The sequence below is a fragment of the Xanthobacter sp. NM-25 genome, assembly GCF_022138605.1.
GTDB lineage: Bacteria > Pseudomonadota > Alphaproteobacteria > Rhizobiales > Xanthobacteraceae > Xanthobacter.
The window spans coordinates 207,778-224,182 of the sequence record NZ_JACBFS010000006.1; the positions used below are offsets into that span (position 1 = coordinate 207,778).

Sequence of the window (16,405 nt, forward strand, 5' to 3'; positions counted from 1 at the left end):
GTCATGACCCCCTGAAGACCGGCGCGCGCTTCTCGGCGAAAGCGGCGCGCCCTTCGCGATAATCGGCGCTGGCATCGGCCCGGGCGCCCGCCGCCACGGCAGCCTCCCGGCTCGTGGCGTCATCCCCGGCCAGGGCCCGCAGCGCTTCCTTGGCGGCGCGGATGGTCAAGGGCGCGTTGGAGGCGATCCGCGCGCACAGGGCGCGCGCGTCCACCTCCGCTGTCTCCGCCGGCACCAGCTGATGCACGGCGCCGCTGCCAAGGGCGGCGGCCGCCGGCACCGGATTGGCGGTGAACAGCAGCGCGGCGGTGGCGGCAGGACCGAACACCCGGCGAAATCGCTCGATACCTCGCATGTCGTAACCGAGCCCGAGCCGGGCCGCCGGGACGCAGAACACCGTTTCTGCCGTGGCGAGGCGCAGGTCGCAGCTCGCCGCCAGCGAGGCGCCGGCGCCGTAGCACGGGCCCTCCAGCAGGCACAGCACCGGCTGGGGAATGGCCTCTACCTTGCGGCAGGTCTCCTCCACCAGGTCATCGTAGCTCGCCGCATTGCCGGCGCCGGAACGGGCGCTGGCGAAATCGGAGATGTCAGCGCCGGCGGAGAAGAAACCCGGCGCGCTCGTCAGCAGCACCACCCGCACGGCCGGATCCGCCTCCACCTGATCGGCAAAGGCCGCGATCTCCGCCCACATGGTGGCGGAGATGGCGTTGCGCCGCTTCGGATTGCTCAGCCGCAGCACCGCCAGGTGCTGCTCTGGCTCCCGGGCAATGGCGACGTGGGGGGTGACGTGCGGGCTCATGCGCAGGCCTGCGCCAAGCGGCGATGGGACATCCAGGTGCCCCCTTCGCTGGCCGCGAACAGCTCCGCCAGCGCCGCATTCACCGCCGCCGGCTCCTCGCTGGTGATGGTGTGTCCGGCGCGCGGCACCACCAGCAGGCCGGCGGTGGGCACGGTGCGCTTCAGGAACAGGCTGCCGTCAAGGCAGGGAAAGTCTTCGTCGCCCACCACCACCAGCAATGGCGGCTGGAAGGCTTCGAGCTCCGCCTTGAGATCCCAAAGCGTGGGCCGCTTCAGCTGCAGGTTGAGCATGGTGAGAGCCGAGCCAACCCCGGAATGCTCGGCCAGCATGGCTTCGAACTCGGCGAAGCCGCGCGGATCCTTGGCCTCGAAGGTGAGCCGCATGGGAGCGCGGGCGTATTTGGCCGCCGCGACCGCAATCGGCTCGTTCTCGAACATGGCGGCGATGTCCTCGCACGCCTTCACCGAGGCATCCCGCTCCGCCGGGGACGAGCCCCAGCCGCAACCCAGCGCCGCCACCGACAGGCAGCGATCCGGGTGATGCAGCCCCACATGCAGGGCGCTGTAGGCCCCCATGGAGTGGCCCACCACATGGGCCTTCTCGATGCCGAGACCATCCATCACCGCCAGGATGTCGCGGCGGGCGACGTCCTGCCCGTAGGCATCGGGATCGGTCGGCACATCGGACGGCAGATAGCCCCGCGCCGCAAAGCTCACGCAGCGGTGGGAGCGGGAAAAGAAGCGCATCTGCGGTTCCCAGGACCGATGATCCCCGGCGAATTCATGCACGAACACGATAGGCGTGCCCGCCCCCGCCTCTTCCACATGGAGCGCAATGCCATCCGAGGTGCGAACACTCATTCCCGCCTCCTTCATTCCGGCATCGACGCTAGATATTTTATCACTTGCGTACAAGTGATTTTTGAGCGCACCGAAGACCTTCGCGAGGCCCCGCCCAAACAGCAGGCAGTGCGAAGTCCGCGATTTCCGCGGCGCACCGGAAAGTCGCTATTATCTTATTATATATACGTGAAATATTGGCGCATCGCACAATCGGCGTAAGCACTTGCGAAATGGGCAGACGCATGAAGTTCAGGCATATCTATGCATTCATTTTCGGCATCTTTTGCGATTGAAGGCGAAGCATCATTTTGCTAGCGTGCAAGTCATTACGCCGAAGATTGGCGTGCCATGACGGGCCGCCGCCCCGCCCCGGCGGACACCCCCGGTGACCGCAAGCGGTCACGTTGGGCGCCCTCGCAGGTTCGTGCCGGGAGAAGTTGCGTGAAGCTTCCGCCGCTCCAATACGTCCGCGCCTCGAGCGTCAGCGAAGCCGTCGACCTGCTGGTTCAAGGCGCGGGCGACGCGCGCATCCTCGCCGGCGGACAGAGCCTCATTCCGGTGCTGGCGTTCCGCCTCGCCGCCCCCGCTGTGCTGGTGGATATCGGCGGCATCGCGGACCTGAAGCGCATCGACATCACCGACGAGACGGTGACGTTGGGGGCCCTGGTGCGCTGGGTGGATATCGAGCGCAGCACCGCCCTCAAGGCCCATATGCCGCTGCTGCCGGCGGTGATGGCCCATGTGGCCCACTACCAGATCCGCAATCGCGGCACCGTAGGGGGCAGCCTCGCCCATTGCGATCCGGCCGCCGAGATGCCGGGCCTCGCGGTCACGTGCGACGGCACCATCATCCTCGAAGGCGCCTCGGGCCGTCGGGAGGCGCCCGCAGTTGAGGTGCTCACCGGGGCCCTCGCCGCCGAGATCGCAGAGGATGAGATGATCGTCGCCCTGCGCTTCCCCCGCTGGCGCCCGGAGCGCCGCTGGGGCTTCGCCGAGTTTGCCCGCCGCCAGGGCGATTTCGCCATGGCCGGCATCGTCGCCCATTTCGACCAGGACGCAGACGGCGTGGCCCGCGACGTGCACATCGGCGTCATTGGTGCCACCGATCGGCCGACCCGCCTTCCCGGTGCGGAAGCCGCGCTCGAAGGGCGGATCCCGGACGCGATGACCATCCGCGACGCCTGCCGCGCCGTGCAGGACGAAGTGGAGCCACCGGAAGATATTCACGCCAGCGCCGCCTATCGCCGCGCCCTCGCCGGGGTGATGGCGAACCAGGCGCTGCGCCAGGCCGCCGGCCTGCCCGCCGCGGCCAACGGACAGTGACCATGGACGAGATCGACATCACCCTCACCGTCAATGGCACGGCGCACATCCTTTCGGTGTCGCCCCGCACCACGCTCGCGGACGCGCTGCGCCAAGGCCTGGGGCTCACCGGCACGCATGTGGGCTGCGAGCACGGCGTATGCGGCGCCTGCACCGTGATTGTCGACGGTGCCGCCATGCGCTCCTGCCTGATGCTGGCGGCCCAGGCGGAGCGCCACGCCATCACCACCGTGGAAGGGCTCGGCAGGCCCGAGGCCCTCGGCCCACTCCAGGCGGCGTTCCGCAAGCATCACGCCTTGCAGTGCGGCTTCTGCACCCCCGGCTTCCTCACCACCCTCCACGCTCTTCTGACCGAGGAGCCGGACGCCGACGCCGAGCGCATCCGCGAGGTGGTCTCCGGCAATCTGTGCCGCTGCACCGGCTATGTGGCCATTATCGAGGCCGCCCTCGAAGCCCGCGCGGCCTATGGCCACCAGGAGGCTGAGGCATGCTGACCGGCATCACCTTCCCCACCGATGCCGCGACGCCGGTCACCGGCACCCCGGTGGAGCGCCTGGAAGATGCGCGGCTGCTGACCGGCACCGGCTGCTTCGTGGACGATCTCACCCGGCCCGACCTTTTGCACGCCGTGGTGCTGCGCTCGTCCATGGCCCACGGCCGCATCGTCGCCATCGATGCCTCTGCCGCCCTGGAGCTGGACGGCGTGGTGGCGGTCTTCACCGCCGCCGATGTCGCCTCGGACGGCGCGGTGCCGCTCATTCCCATCCGCCTGGCGCCATTCCCGGAATCCCAGGCGTTCCGCCAGCCGGTGATCGCCGTCGACACGGTGCGTTATGTGGGCGAGCCGGTGGCGCTGGTGGTGGCCACATCCCGCGCCATCGCCGAGGACGCCCTGGAGCTGATCGAGCTCGACATCGACGCCCTCGAAGCCGTGGCCAGTACGGATGCGGCCCTGGCGGCGGAGGGCGACGGGGTCTTGTTCCCCGGGACCGGCAGCAATCTGGTGCTGCGCTATACGGCGCAGATGGGCGATGCCGACACCGCCTTCGCCAACGCCCCCTATGTGCGCACCGAGCGCTTCTCCACTCAGCGCCACAGCGCCGTGCCCATGGAGACCCGCGGCCTTCTGGCCGAATGGGATGCGGAACATGGCCACCTGTTCCTGAGCGGTGCCGCCAAGGTACCCTATTTCAACCGGCGCGCTCTGGCCGAGGCCCTCGGCCTCGGCATGGATGAGATCGATCTTCTGGAACAGGACGTGGGCGGCGGCTTCGGCGTACGCGGCGAATACTATCCGGAAGACTTCCTCGTCTGCTTCGCGGCCCGCCGGCTCGGCCGTCCGGTGAAGTGGATCGAGGATCGCCGCGAGCACTTCATGGCCACCAACCATTCGCGGGAGATCGCCTGCGAATTGTCCATCGCCTGCGCGCGCGACGGCACCATCCTGGCGCTTGCCGGCCGGCTCGATGCGGACATGGGCGCCTATATCCGCACCAATGGCGGCGTGGTGCCGGCCAAGGCCGGCCAGTTCCTCCCGGGCCCCTACCGCATCCGCGACATCCATGTGGACGTGAGCATCGTCGTCACCAACAAGACCCCGGTGGGCACCTATCGTGGCCCCGGGCGGTTCGAGGCCAATTTCTTCCGCGAGCGGCTCATCGACATGGCGGCAGCCGATCTCGGCCTCGACCCCAATGTGATGCGCGCGCACAACCTCATCACCGCCGCCGACATGCCGTGGGATGCGGGCAAGCTGGTGCCCTATGAGGCGGAAACCTCGTTCGACACCGGCGATTACCCGGTCACGCTCACCCGCTGCCTGGAAGAGATCGGCTGGGAAAAGAACAAGCATCTGCAGGGCACCGTCATCGATGGCCTCTACCATGGCATCGGCGTCGCCTGCTTCGTGGAGAGTGGCGGCGCTGGCCCGCGGGAGAATGCGCGCATCACCCTCGAAACCGACGGCACCCTCACGGTGGCGGTGGGCTCGTCCTCGGTGGGCCAGGGCATCGAGACCGCCCATGCCCAGATCGCCGCCGACGCCCTCGGCCTGCCCCTCGGCAAGGTGCGGGTACTGCATGGCTCCACCACCCTCTTGCACGAAGGCTTCGGCACCTATCATTCCCGCGCCGTGATCATGGGCGGCTCGGCCATCCTCGATGCCGCCACCAACCTCAAGGAGCATCTGGTGGCGGCCGCCGCCAAGCGCCTCGGCCTGCCCAATACCCGGCTGGTGGTGGAGAACGGCGGGGTGGGCAGCGGCGACCGCTTCATCTCCCTGGCGGAATTGGCCACGGACGGACCGTTCAGCGCCAATGGCACCTTCGCCAATACCACCCGCACCTACAGCTACGGCGCCCACGCCTGCCATGTGGCCGTGAACCCGCAGACGGGGGCGGTGAAGATCCTCGATTTCGTGGCGGTGGAAGATGTGGGCCGCGCCATCAATCCGCTCATCGTCCATGGCCAGGCCATCGGCGCCATCGTGCAGGGCCTCGGCGGGGTGTTCCTCGACCATCTCGTCTATGACTCCGAGGGCCAGCTGCTGAATGCCTCCCTCGCCGATTATCTGCTGCCCACCGCCACCGATTTTCCCAACGTGCGCGCGGTGACGCTGGAGCTCCACCCTTCGCCCACCAATCCCCTCGGCGCGAAGGGCGCGGGCGAAGGCGGCATCGTCGCCGTCGCGGGCGCGACCGCCAATGCCGTGGCGGCCGCGCTCGCGCCCCTCGGTGTCACGATCACCGATCTGCCCCTCACGCCGCCACGCCTGTGGCAGCTCATCTCAGACGCCCGCGCCGCGGCCGAACCGGAACACTGACGCGCCATGCCCATTGACGTCCATGCCCATTACGTGCCGCCGCAGCTGCTGAACGCCATCGCCGATCGTGGCGCACAGATCGGCGTGACACTGCTGCCCTCCCCCGATGGCAAGCCCCCGGCGCTGGCCTTCGACTATGGCTTCAAGGTGCGCCCCATGTTCCCCAAGCTGGTGGAGGACGTGACGGTGCGCCGCGCCAGCCTCGACCGCCAGGGGCTCGATCGCCAATTGGTGGCCACCTGGCCGGACATCTACGGCTATGGCCTTGCCGCCGGCCCCTGCACCGCCTGGCACCAGATGCTCAACGACACGCTGGCGGACTGGTGCGACACCCATGCCGACCGCTTCTCCTTCGTCGCCTCGGTGCCGCTGGTGTCGGCCGCCGATGCCGCCGCCGAGCTGGAGCGGGTAGAACGGCTGGGCGCGGTGGCGGTGATGGTGCCGGCCAATGTGGAAGGCACCAATCTCGGCGATCTCGACCTCGATGCGTTCTGGGCCGCGGCCGAGCGCCTGAAGCTGCCGGTGGTGCTGCATCCGGTGCTCACCGGCCCGGCCCCGCGCGCCGCCAAATATGCGCTGACCCAGGTGGTGCAATACACGTTCGACACCACGCTGGGCCTCGGCTCGCTGCTCGCCACCGGCGTGCTCGACCGGTTCCCCGGCCTGAAGCTGGTGATCTCCCATGGCGGCGGCGCCTTCCCCTATCTCATCGGCCGGTTCGACATCATGTATGGCCGCGTCGACCATGCGGCGCAGGGGGTGACCGCCCGCGAGGCGCCCTCCGCCTATGCGCCGCGCCTCGCCTACGACACCATCGTGCATGCGCCGAAAACGCTGCGCTTCCTGGCCGAGACCATGGGCCTCGACGCGCTGGTACTGGGCACCGACGAATCCTTCCCGCCGGCGGATCTCGACCCGCTCGGCCACCTGAAAGAGGCCGGCTTCTCCGCCGCCGAGATCGAAGCGATCAGCGAGGCCACGCCCCGCAGGATTTTCTCGCGCATCAAATAATAAAACGACCTTCCAGATAAACCATAAGGGGATCAGCTGATGAAACGACTTCTGCTCACCACGGCCCTCCTCCTCGGTACACTCGCAGGCGCCCATGCCCAGGACGAAAAGGTCGTCCGCGTCGGCACCACAAACCTCACCTCCGACATCGGCCTCTACCTTGCGGACAAGAAGGGGTATTTCAAGGATCAAGGTCTGAAAGTCGAACTGATCCGGTTCGACTCCGGCGCCAAGATGATCGCGCCCCTCGGGTCTGGCGAACTCGATGCCGGGGCGGGTGCCGCCTCCGCCGGCCTTTACAATGCGGTCAATCGCGGCCTCAAGCTGAAGATCATCGCCGACAAGGGCACCAATCTGAAGGACTACAGCTACAAGTCCCTCACCGTGCGCAAGGATCTCATCGACAGCGGCGCGTTCAAGTCGCTGGCTGATCTCAAGGGCAAGAAGGTAGCGGTGGTGGCCAAGGGGGCCGCCGACGAATCCGTGATCCACCAGGCGCTGTTGAAGGCGGGCCTGCAGGATTCCGATATCGAACTCGTCTATCTGCCGTTCCCCCAGCACATCACCGCTTTCACCAACAAGGCCATCGACGCCGCCATCTCCTCCGAGCCCGGCACCACCACCATGGTGCGCAACGGCGTCGCGGTGCGCTTCACCGGCCTCGACAGCTTCTATCCCGTGCAGCAGACCGCCATGCTGCTGGGCAACGGCCGGTTCCTCGCCGACAAGGAAACCACCGAGAAGTTCATTCGCGCCTATCTGCGCGGCGTGCGTGACTATGTGGCGACCCTCAAGGACGGCAAGATCGCCGGTCCCGGCGCCAAGGAGATGATCGCCGACATCAGCGCCATGACCGGCATCAAGAACCAGGAGCTGATCGCCGCCGCCGTGCCTGTGTTCATCAACCCCAACGGCACGGTGGACATGGCCAGCCTCAAGGCCGACCTCGAATACTTCAAGTCAAAGGGCCTGGTGACTTCCGACGTGACGGTCGAAGACGTGGTGGACCCGACGTTCGTCGAGGCTGCCGTGGCCAAGCTCGGCACCGCGCCACTCCCGAAATGAGCCCACGGATCACGTGAGCCCACCGGCCGGAACGCCGCGCGTGGTTCCGGCCGACATGCGAGGGGCGGAGCCGCCGGCTCCGCCACCCTTTCCTCGGATCAGGGTAGGTCATGATGGAACCCGTGTCGCCATCGGGGTCGGCGCCAACGTCGAAGGTGAGCCTCCAGAGTGTCAGCAAGCGCCATGGTCGCCACCTGGCGCTCGATGCGGTCTCTCTGGAGATCCCCGTGGGCAGCTTCTGCGTCATCGTCGGCCCGTCCGGCTGTGGCAAGACCACGCTGCTGCGCATCCTCGCCGGCCTCGATACCCCTTCGGAGGGGCGGATCGAGATTGCCGATCCGTCCCCCGGGCAGCCCTCCAACTCCATGGTGTTTCAGGGCGACTCCCTGTTTCCCTGGATGACGGTGTGGGAAAATGCCGCCTATGGCCTGCGCATGCGCGGCGTTGCCGAAGACGAGGTCACCGCCGTGGTGACGCGCTTCCTGGAAAAGACCGGGCTGATGGCGGCGCGCGATCGCTATCCCCACCAGCTCTCCGGCGGCATGCGCCAGCGCGCCTCCATCGCCCGGGCCTTCGCCAACGATCCCGACATCCTGTTGATGGACGAGCCGTTCTCGGCCCTCGACGAGCAGAACAAGACCCTGCTCCAGCAGGAGCTGCTGCGGATCTGGGAAGAAACCCGCAAGACCGTGGTGTTCATCACCCACTCGGTGGACGAGGCGGTGACCCTCGGCGACCAGATCGTGGTGATGACCGCCGGTCCCGGCCGCATCAAGGCAGTGGTGGACGTGGGCTTCCCGCGCCCCCGCAACGTCTTGGAACTGCGGCATGATCCCGCCTATGGCGAGCTCGTCTACGCGATCTGGGGCCAGTTGCGCGAGGAAGTGGACCGGGCGCGTGCCGGCAAGGGGAACTGAGCGATGACCACCATCATCACACCCGCCAAGAACATCACCCAGCCCATCTGGTGGACCGCCTTCACCTCGGACCGGGCCATTTCCATCGTCTCCCCCATCGCCCTGCTGACGGTGTGGGAGGTCTGCGCGCGCCTGGGCTTCCTGGACGAGCGCTTCTTTCCCGCCCCGCTGCACATCGTCGCCCACATGCTCGACATGGCCGGCAGCGGCGGGCTCTGGGACAATGTGGGCGCCAGCCTCTATCGCCTGGGGGTGGGCCTCCTGGTGGGCGGTATTCCCGCCATCGCCATCGGCCTCGCCATGGGCCTTTATCATCCGGTGCGGGCGGCCCTCGATCCGCTGATCTCCGCCACCTACCCGATCCCGAAAAGCTCGCTGCTGCCGCTGATCCTGCTCATCTTCGGCATCGGCGAGGGCTCCAAGATCGCCATGGTGGCCATCGGCGTGTTCTATCCGGTGGTCATCAACACCGCGGTGGGCGTGCGCCAGTTGCCGCCCATCTATCTGGACGTCGGCCGGAACTTCAAGGCGAGCAGCTGGAACACCTTCCGCACCATCGCCTTGCCCGGCGCCATGCCGCTCATCATGACCGGCATCAAGCTCGGCGCCGGCATGGGCCTGGTGCTGATCGCCATCGCCGAGATGGTGGGGGCGAAAAGCGGCCTCGGCTACATGATCTGGAACGCCTGGGAGCTGTTCGACGTCACCACCATGTATGTGGGCCTGTTCGTCATCGCCCTCATCGGCTTCATCATGAACAGCGCCCTCGACGCCATCGAGCGCCGGCTCATTCCCTGGAAAAACGCCTGATCCGGCGATCTCAAAGAGGAGCAATCCCATGGCTCTGGAAATGACCGGCGAATGCGATCTCGCCGCCTCCCGCGAGACGGTCTACGCCGCCCTCAACGACGAGAACGTGCTCAAGCAGTGCATCCCCGGCTGCGAGGAGATCGAGCGCCTGGGCCCGGACGAGCTGCGCGCGGTCGTGGTGGCCAAGGTCGGGCCGGTGAAGGCCAAGTTCAAGGGCAAGGTCACGTTGTCCGATCGCGAGCCGCCGAGCCGCTACCGCATCACCGGCGAGGGGGATGGCGGCATCTCCGGCTTCGCCAAGGGTGGCGCCCTCGTCACCCTCACCGAACTGCCCGAAGGCGGCACCCGCCTCGTCTATGAGGTGGAAGCGCAGATCGGCGGCAAGTTGGCCCAACTCGGCCAGCGGCTCATCGCCGGCACCGCCAAGAAGAATGCCGACGCCTTCTTCGAGAACCTCGTGAAGCTGCTTGCCCCCTCCGAGGACGCCGCCTGACCCTGGCGTCCTCGACCGCAGGGGCGGCACCGCCCTGCCGCCCCTGCACCCCTCTTCGTACTCAGCGCGGCTGAAAGCCGGTGATGGTGCCGAGAAGAACCTCGGCGCCCGCGGCCACATCCTCGATGGTCACATGCTCGGCCGGATGATGGCTCACCCCGCCACGGCAGCGCACGAAGATCATGGCCATGTCGGCCAGGTCGATCATGGCCATGCCGTCGTGCCCCGCCCCGCTCGGCAGTTCCAGCACCCGATGGCCCGCCGCGGTGAGCGCCGCGCCGATCTGCGCCCTGAGCCAGGGTGCGCACAGCGCGGTGCCATTCTCATGGGTCTTGATGATGCGGGCCTTGAGGCCGCGCCGCGCGGCGATCTCGTCGATGGCGTCCACCACGTCGGAAACCGTCTCCCGCCGCTGGCCGTCGTCTGCCGCCCGCAGATCGATGGAGATGACGGCGCGGCCCGGAATGACATTGGCGGCGCCGGGCGTGGCGGCGATCTGGCCCACCGTGCCCACCACACCGATGCCCGCCTGGGCCAGGGCCTCCACCGCCAGCACGCATTCGGACGCCCCCGCGAGGGCATCCTGGCGCAGCCCCATGGGGACCGTGCCCGCATGCCCGGCCATGCCGTCCAGTTCCACCCGGAACCGGTTGGCGCCGCTGATGGCAGTGACCACCCCCACCGGCAGATCTTCCTTCTCCAGCACCGGCCCCTGCTCGATGTGCAGCTCCAGATAGGCCAGCACATCCTCCCGCCGCCGCGCCGCCCGGCGGATGCGATCGGGATCGAGCCCGAAGGCGATCATGGCCTCGCGCAGGGTGATGCCGTCGGCATCCTTCGCCTCCAGCGCGCCCTCGTCAAAGGTGCCGGCCAAAGCCCGGCTGCCCAGCAAGGTCGAGGAGAAGCGCACGCCTTCCTCGTCGCTGAAGCCCACCACCTCCACCGCATGGGGCAGGCGCACCCCGGCGGCGGAGAGCGCCGCCACCGCCTCGATGGCGGTGATGACGCCAAGCGGCCCATCCCATTTTCCGGCGTTGCGCACGGTGTCGTAATGGGAGCCCACCAGCAGTGCCGGGGCGCTCGGGGCCTCGCCTTCGTAGCGGCCCACCACATTGCCGATCTCATCCATGCGCGCCGCCATGCCGGCCTCGCGCATCCAGGTGAGGATGAGGTCCGCCGCCCGGCGATGCTCGGGCGAGAAGACGACCCGCGTCACCTCCCCGTCCCGTTCGGTGATGGCCGCCAGTTCCTCGATCCGGCGGACGATGCGCGCCGCCATTTCGGCAGGCCGCGCCAACAGTGCGCGGGACATGGTGATGGCTCCTCCCCTGTCCATGGCGTCCTCTCCTTTGGTTGGGGCCGGCTAATGCTGGCTGCCCACGAACTGCGCCAGTTCCGGCGTGCCGGGATTGGCGAACAGCGCCTTGGGCGGGCCTTCCTCATGCACCCGGCCCTGGTGCATGAAGACGAGCTTGGTGCCCACGTCGCGGGCGAACCGCATCTCATGGGTCACGAGGATCAGCGTCATGCCCTCGCTGGCGAGCTGCTCCACCACCTTCAGCACCTCGTTGACCAGTTCCGGATCGAGGGCGGAGGTGATCTCGTCGCACAACAGCACGGTGGGGCGCATGGCCAGCGAGCGGGCGATGGCGACGCGCTGTTGCTGGCCGCCGGAGAGCTGGCTGGGATAAGCGTCGAACTTGCCGGCAAGCCCCACCTTTTCCAGAAGCGCCTCGGCCATGGCGCGGGCCTCGCCCTTCTGCTCCTTGGCCACCACGGTGGGCGCGAGCATCACGTTCTCGCCGGCGGTGAGGTGGGGGAAGAGGTTGAACTGCTGGAACACCATGCCCACGTGGCGGCGCAGGGTGCGAAGATCAGTCTCGCCGTCGCCCACGGTCATCCCGTCCACGGTGATGGCGCCGGCCTGGTAGGTCTCCAGGCCGTTGATGCAGCGCAGGAGCGTGCTCTTGCCAGAACCGGAGCGACCGATGATGGCGGTGACATCGCCACGGCCGATCTCCAGCGACACCCCCTTGAGGACCTCTTGCGCGCCGTAGCTCTTGCGCACGTCCTTGATGCTAACGAGCGACATTGAGGCGACCCTCCAGACGTTTGGAATACCAGGACAACGGGAAGCACAAAGCGAAGTAGATGAGCGCCACCAGCGAATAGACCAGGAACGGCCGGAAGGTGACGTTGTTGAGCATGGTGCCGGCCTTGGTCAGCTCCACGAAACCGATGATGGAGGCGAGCGCGGTGCCCTTCACCACCTGCACCGAAAAGCCGACGGTGGGCGCTACCGCGATCCTCAGTGCCTGGGGCAGGATGACGTAGCGCATCTGCTCCCCGTAGGAGAACGCCAGGCTCTCCGAGGCCTCCCACTGGCCCTTGGGGATGGATTCCACGCAACCACGCCAGATCTCGGCGAGGAAGGCGGAGGTCCAGAAGGTCAGCGCCAACCAGGCGGCGATCCAGGGGCTGACCTCGATGCCGAACAAAGCGACACCGAAGAAGAACAGGAACAGCTGCATGAGAAGCGGCGTGCCCTGGAACAGCTCGATATAGCCGATGGAGGCGATCCTGAGCGCCCGGTTGTGCGACACCCGGGCGAGCAGCAGCGCCAGCCCGACGATGCCGCCGGAGACGAATGCGATCAAGGAGAGCAGGATGGTCCAGCGGGTCGCCAGCAGCAGGTTCTGCAGGATGATCCAGAAGCTGAAATCGCTCATGGCCGTCATCCTTTCGGAAAGATCGCCCGGCCGATGCCGCGCAGAAGCGCGCGCAGGCCGATGGCGAGCATGAGATAAAGGACCGCCGCGACAATATAGACTTCAAAGGCGCGGAAGTTGCGGGACTGGATGTAATTGGCCGCGTAAGTGAGATCCTCGGCCGAGATCTGGGACACCACCGCCGAACCCAGCATCACGATGATGATCTGCGAGGAGAGCGCCGGATAGACCTTCATGAAGGCCTGTTTGAGCACGATGTAGCGGAAGACTTCCCACCGGCTCATGGCGAGCGAGACACCCGCCTCCAGATGGCCTTTGGGCACCGCCTGGATGCCAGCCCGGATGATCTCGGTGGAATAGGCCCCGAGATTGATCACCATGGCGATGAACGCTGCCACGTCTTCCGACAGCTTCACCCCGAGCGCCGGAAGCCCGAAGAAGATGAAGAACAGCTGCACGATGAAGGGTGTGTTGCGGATCACTTCCACATAGGCCCGCGTCAGCGCGCCGGCCCATTTCGGCCCGAAGGTGCGGGCCCAGGCCCCCGCCGTGCCCAGGCCGATGCCCGCCACGGTGGAGGTGAGGGTGAGGACGATGGTGAACACCAGTCCCCGGGCGAACACGTCCCAATACGGGAGCAGGTCGCCAAAGTTCAGTTGCTGGATCATGGCGCTGCCCCGAATGTCGGCAGCGGTCAGAAGTTGGCCGGCAGGGGCGCCTTCAGCCAGGTTTCGGAAAACGTGGCCAGAGTGCCGTCTTCCTTGGCCTTGGTGATGATCGCGTTCACCTTGGCGAGCAGCGCCGGCTCATCCTTGTTCAGGCCCACGTAGCAGGGGCTGTCCTTGATGACGAACTTGAGCTCCGGCTTGCGGTTCGGGCTCTTCTCCGCCACCGTCGCCGCCACCGTGTTGCCGGTGGCGATGAGGTCCACCTGGCCGGAGACGAAGGCGGACACGGTCGCGTTATTGTCCTCAAAGCGCTTCACGGTGGCGTCGGCCGGGGCGAGCTTGGAAAGCTCCTGCTCCTCGATGGCGCCGCGGGTGGCGCCCACAGTCTTGCCGGAAAGGCTCGCCGCATCGGTCACCTTGTCACCGGCGATGCCGTAGACGCCGGAGAAGAACGGGGCATAGGGAATGGAGAAATCGATGACCTTCTCCCGCTCCGCGTTCTTGCCGAGGCTGGAGATCACCAGATCCACCTTGTGGGTCTGCAGATAGGCGATGCGGTTGGCGCTGGTGACGGGCACCAGTTGCACCTTCACGCCCAGCTGCTTACCGATGTAATTGGCCATGTCGATGTCATAGCCGCGCGGCTGGAGATCCGGCCCCACCGAGCCGAACGGGGCGAAATCCTGCGGCACGGCGATGCGGATCAGCTTGGCCTTCTCGATGTCGGCCAAAGCATCCGCAGCGGCGGCCGAGACGAACAGGGCGCCAGCGACGGCGACAGCCGCGCAGGTGGCGGCGGCACGGGTGACGAAATTCATGGAAGGCAACCCCTCATAGATCCGAAGACAGGTGGAAGGTCGGCCTTTTCGGGTGCGGCGCCTTGGGATCGCCGCCCTGGATTTTTCCCGGCCGTTGAAGCCACTGTCGCGCCGGGCTATGAATATGTCCAATATATGATTGAACTAGATTGATATGCCATGGATATGGATCTGAAGCAGCTGCGCTACTTCCTCGCCGTGGCGGAGGAGCTCTCCTTCACCCGCGCCGCGCAGCGGCTCAACATGTCCCAGCCGCCCCTGTCCCAGGCCATTGCCCAATTGGAGAGCGGGCTTAAGACGCGGCTGTTCACCCGTACCAGCCGGCGGGTGGAGCTGACCGCCGCTGGCCAGGAGCTGGAGGCGCAGGCGCGCGCCCTGATCGCCCAGGCGGAGCGGGCGCAGCAGCAGGTGATGTCGGTGGGCGCGGGGCGCTCGGGCAAGATCGAGATCGGCGCCACCGGCACCATCCTGCGCGGCGGGCTCGCCACCTGGCTCGCCGATTACCGCCGCCATGCCCCCCAGGTGCGCACGGTGATCTATGAGCAGGCGCCGGCGCTGCAGGTGAAGGACGTACTGGACCACCGCACCGACATCAGCTTCAACCGCACCGACATCTCCCTCGACCGCTCGGTGGCGCGCCACCCAGAACTGGGCTGCACCCTGGCCTGGCGGGAAACCCTTTCGGTGATCCTGCCGCTGAGCCATCCGCTCACGGCGCGGCCGGTGGTGGCGCTCATCGATCTGGCCGACGACGAGCATGTGATGCTGCACCCGGAATCCTCCGAGTTCGCCCGCTACATTCAGCGCTGCTGCGTGGAAGCCGGTTTCCTGCCGCGGGTGTCACAGCAGGTGGTGGATTCCCAATCCATCCCCAGCCTCATCGCCGCCGGCTTCGGGGTGGCGCTGGTGCCCACCTCCACCGCCCGCTTCACCAGCGACGAGGTGGTGTTTCGCCCGGTGACACCCACCATGGTGGCCGATGTCTACATGATCTACCGCCTGCGCGAGCAGGCCCCGGCCGTGCACGAATTCCTGCGCTGGCTGAGCACTCGCCCGGACGGAAGCGCCACCGGTCAGGCCCCCTCGAAGGCGATGGCCTCGCGCAGATCGAAGCTGCACAACTCGTAGCCGCGACGGAAATCCACCATGTGCCGGCGCATCCACAGTTCCGCCTGGTCGCGGTCGTGGTGCTTGAGCGCGTCGATGATGTGCCGGTGGGCATCGGCCAGCCGGCGCGGGCCGGTGACGCAGTTCAACGGATGGGCGAACAGCTTCTCCAGCGCCGGATAGAACAGCTGCGAGATGGGCTCGCGGGCCAGCAGCAGCGCCTTGTTGCCGGCGATCTCCGCCACCAGGGTGTGGAACGCCACATCGAGGGCGATGATGGAGCGGCCCGCCGCCAGCTCCTCTTCCATCTGCCGCAGGTTGTCTTCCAGCGCCGCGATCTGGTCGTCATCGATGCGGCTCGCCGCCCGCGCCGCCGCGCTCGGCTCCAGTGACATGGAGACCTCCCACAGCTCCTCGAAGGTGACCCGCTGCATGATGAGGGCGCGGGAGGCGCGCGGGGCGAGCTCGGTGTAATGGGGCTCCTTCACCACCAGCCGGCGGCCGGCCTCGCGGCCCACCAGCCCGCTCTCCTCCAGCAGGCGCAGGCCCTCGCGCACCGTGTGGCGGGCGAGGCCGAACTGCTCGGCCAGCTCGGTCTCGGTGGGCAGCTGATCCCCGGCGCCGATGCGCCCGCTCATGATCTGCTTCTCGATGGCGTCGCAGACGATGCGATAGGCGGGAACCGCCTCAATGCGTTGGAACATGTCGCCGCCTCGTTGGGTGTTGCCGGTCCGTAGCATTCCGATGCACATTGCGCAAATGTTCGCTTGTCCAACAAGCGAACATCGAATAGGAATGCGAGGCAAGCGGAACACACCGCACCGATCGGCCCGCCAGAGGCCGGCGGCAAACGGGCCCCAGCCGCGCCCGAGGGAGGACACGCCATGACCGGCCCGATTGACCTGCGACGCTCCCGCTGCGCCCCGCGCGCGGACACGCCGGCCAACGGCGCAGTTGCACCCGATCCCCGCCGGATCTGAACCGCGATCATGCGCCCCGGCG

The 16,405-nt window shown here is 67.3% G+C and carries 17 protein-coding genes; 9 read left to right on the forward strand and 8 right to left on the reverse strand.

What is annotated here, in order from left to right; genetic code table 11:
- Nucleotide 1: 1 nt before the first annotated feature.
- Together MEU52_RS17610 and MEU52_RS17615 are read right to left on the reverse strand one after the other, a co-directional pair.
- Complete coding sequence (locus MEU52_RS17610) at nt 2-799, reverse strand: enoyl-CoA hydratase/isomerase family protein (RefSeq protein ID WP_238123241.1); 798 nt, start codon at nt 797-799, stop codon at nt 2-4.
- A complete protein-coding gene (locus MEU52_RS17615; protein ID WP_238123240.1) occupies nt 796-1,659 on the reverse strand; it encodes an alpha/beta fold hydrolase in 864 nt (287 codons plus the stop codon). Before MEU52_RS17615 ends, MEU52_RS17610 begins: the two co-directional genes overlap by 4 nt.
- Nucleotides 1,660-2,082: 423 nt before the next feature.
- Between MEU52_RS17615 and MEU52_RS17620 the strand changes: the two genes are divergently transcribed.
- The 8 genes from MEU52_RS17620 (at nt 2,083) to MEU52_RS17655 (ending at nt 10,081) form a co-directional block, all read left to right on the forward strand.
- Nucleotides 2,083-2,964 (forward strand): FAD binding domain-containing protein, encoded by an 882-nt coding sequence (locus MEU52_RS17620; RefSeq protein WP_238123239.1) that lies wholly within the window; start codon nt 2,083-2,085, stop codon nt 2,962-2,964.
- Nucleotides 2,965-2,966: 2 nt separating this feature from the next.
- Entirely contained in the window at nt 2,967-3,458 is a 492-nt protein-coding gene (locus MEU52_RS17625) for a (2Fe-2S)-binding protein (RefSeq protein WP_238123238.1), read from the forward strand.
- The gene (locus MEU52_RS17630; protein ID WP_238123237.1) at nt 3,452-5,785 is read left to right on the forward strand and encodes a xanthine dehydrogenase family protein molybdopterin-binding subunit; all 2,334 of its coding nucleotides are present in this window, start codon (nt 3,452-3,454) and stop codon (nt 5,783-5,785) included. Before MEU52_RS17625 ends, MEU52_RS17630 begins: the two co-directional genes overlap by 7 nt.
- A 6-nt stretch (nt 5,786-5,791) precedes the next feature.
- Nucleotides 5,792-6,796: an amidohydrolase family protein gene (locus tag MEU52_RS17635; protein WP_238123236.1), complete on the forward strand. Its 1,005-nt coding sequence runs from the start codon at nt 5,792-5,794 to the stop codon at nt 6,794-6,796.
- Between the two features lie 39 nt (nt 6,797-6,835).
- Nucleotides 6,836-7,861, forward strand: a complete 1,026-nt coding sequence (locus MEU52_RS17640) for an ABC transporter substrate-binding protein (protein ID WP_238123235.1) — start codon at nt 6,836-6,838, stop codon at nt 7,859-7,861.
- 110 nt (nt 7,862-7,971) lie between these two features.
- Nucleotides 7,972-8,778: an ABC transporter ATP-binding protein gene (locus MEU52_RS17645; protein ID WP_238123234.1), complete on the forward strand. Its 807-nt coding sequence runs from the start codon at nt 7,972-7,974 to the stop codon at nt 8,776-8,778.
- A gap of 3 nt (nt 8,779-8,781) precedes the next feature.
- Nucleotides 8,782-9,588: an ABC transporter permease gene (locus tag MEU52_RS17650; protein ID WP_238123233.1), complete on the forward strand. Its 807-nt coding sequence runs from the start codon at nt 8,782-8,784 to the stop codon at nt 9,586-9,588.
- A gap of 28 nt (nt 9,589-9,616) precedes the next feature.
- Nucleotides 9,617-10,081: an SRPBCC family protein gene (locus tag MEU52_RS17655; protein ID WP_238123232.1), complete on the forward strand. Its 465-nt coding sequence runs from the start codon at nt 9,617-9,619 to the stop codon at nt 10,079-10,081.
- A 61-nt stretch (nt 10,082-10,142) separates the two neighbouring features.
- On the opposite strand, the gene MEU52_RS17660 is transcribed toward MEU52_RS17655, so the two are convergent.
- Genes MEU52_RS17660 through MEU52_RS17680 form a run of 5 tightly spaced genes read right to left on the reverse strand, consistent with a single transcriptional unit; the run spans nt 10,143 to nt 14,296 of the window.
- Nucleotides 10,143-11,393, reverse strand: coding sequence for an allantoate amidohydrolase (locus tag MEU52_RS17660; RefSeq protein WP_238123231.1), 1,251 nt, complete (start codon nt 11,391-11,393; stop codon nt 10,143-10,145).
- Nucleotides 11,394-11,444: 51 nt separating this feature from the next.
- A complete protein-coding gene (locus MEU52_RS17665; RefSeq protein WP_238123230.1) occupies nt 11,445-12,173 on the reverse strand; it encodes an amino acid ABC transporter ATP-binding protein in 729 nt (242 codons plus the stop codon).
- Entirely contained in the window at nt 12,160-12,810 is a 651-nt protein-coding gene (locus MEU52_RS17670; RefSeq protein ID WP_238123229.1) for an amino acid ABC transporter permease, read from the reverse strand. The genes MEU52_RS17665 and MEU52_RS17670 overlap by 14 nt, the downstream gene beginning before the upstream one ends.
- Before the next feature lie 5 nt (nt 12,811-12,815).
- Nucleotides 12,816-13,478, reverse strand: a complete 663-nt coding sequence (locus MEU52_RS17675; protein ID WP_238123228.1) for an amino acid ABC transporter permease — start codon at nt 13,476-13,478, stop codon at nt 12,816-12,818.
- A 26-nt stretch (nt 13,479-13,504) separates the two neighbouring features.
- Nucleotides 13,505-14,296, reverse strand: coding sequence for a transporter substrate-binding domain-containing protein (locus tag MEU52_RS17680; protein ID WP_238123227.1), 792 nt, complete (start codon nt 14,294-14,296; stop codon nt 13,505-13,507).
- 159 nt (nt 14,297-14,455) lie between these two features.
- Between MEU52_RS17680 and MEU52_RS17685 the strand changes: the two genes are divergently transcribed.
- Complete coding sequence (locus MEU52_RS17685; protein ID WP_238123226.1) at nt 14,456-15,424, forward strand: LysR substrate-binding domain-containing protein; 969 nt, start codon at nt 14,456-14,458, stop codon at nt 15,422-15,424.
- Here MEU52_RS17685 and MEU52_RS17690 read toward each other — a convergent pair.
- On the reverse strand, nt 15,370-16,107 hold the full coding sequence (locus tag MEU52_RS17690; protein WP_238123225.1) for a FadR/GntR family transcriptional regulator: 738 nt from the start codon (nt 16,105-16,107) through the stop codon (nt 15,370-15,372). The genes MEU52_RS17685 and MEU52_RS17690 overlap by 55 nt on opposite strands.
- Nucleotides 16,108-16,405 lie beyond the last annotated feature (298 nt).

Coding starts and splice junctions, on each gene's coding strand:
- MEU52_RS17610 (WP_238123241.1), bottom strand. CDS start 799: ATGAGCCCGCACGTCACCCCCCACGTCGCCATTGCCCGGGAGCCAGAG.
- MEU52_RS17615 (WP_238123240.1), bottom strand. CDS start 1,659: ATGAGTGTTCGCACCTCGGATGGCATTGCGCTCCATGTGGAAGAGGCG.
- MEU52_RS17625 (WP_238123238.1), top strand. CDS start 2,967: ATGGACGAGATCGACATCACCCTCACCGTCAATGGCACGGCGCACATC.
- MEU52_RS17630 (WP_238123237.1), top strand. CDS start 3,452: ATGCTGACCGGCATCACCTTCCCCACCGATGCCGCGACGCCGGTCACC.
- MEU52_RS17635 (WP_238123236.1), top strand. CDS start 5,792: ATGCCCATTGACGTCCATGCCCATTACGTGCCGCCGCAGCTGCTGAAC.
- MEU52_RS17640 (WP_238123235.1), top strand. CDS start 6,836: ATGAAACGACTTCTGCTCACCACGGCCCTCCTCCTCGGTACACTCGCA.
- MEU52_RS17645 (WP_238123234.1), top strand. CDS start 7,972: ATGATGGAACCCGTGTCGCCATCGGGGTCGGCGCCAACGTCGAAGGTG.
- MEU52_RS17650 (WP_238123233.1), top strand. CDS start 8,782: ATGACCACCATCATCACACCCGCCAAGAACATCACCCAGCCCATCTGG.
- MEU52_RS17655 (WP_238123232.1), top strand. CDS start 9,617: ATGGCTCTGGAAATGACCGGCGAATGCGATCTCGCCGCCTCCCGCGAG.
- MEU52_RS17660 (WP_238123231.1), bottom strand. CDS start 11,393: ATGTCCCGCGCACTGTTGGCGCGGCCTGCCGAAATGGCGGCGCGCATC.
- MEU52_RS17665 (WP_238123230.1), bottom strand. CDS start 12,173: ATGTCGCTCGTTAGCATCAAGGACGTGCGCAAGAGCTACGGCGCGCAA.
- MEU52_RS17670 (WP_238123229.1), bottom strand. CDS start 12,810: ATGAGCGATTTCAGCTTCTGGATCATCCTGCAGAACCTGCTGCTGGCG.
- MEU52_RS17675 (WP_238123228.1), bottom strand. CDS start 13,478: ATGATCCAGCAACTGAACTTTGGCGACCTGCTCCCGTATTGGGACGTG.
- MEU52_RS17680 (WP_238123227.1), bottom strand. CDS start 14,296: ATGAATTTCGTCACCCGTGCCGCCGCCACCTGCGCGGCTGTCGCCGTC.
- MEU52_RS17685 (WP_238123226.1), top strand. CDS start 14,456: ATGGATATGGATCTGAAGCAGCTGCGCTACTTCCTCGCCGTGGCGGAG.
- MEU52_RS17690 (WP_238123225.1), bottom strand. CDS start 16,107: ATGTTCCAACGCATTGAGGCGGTTCCCGCCTATCGCATCGTCTGCGAC.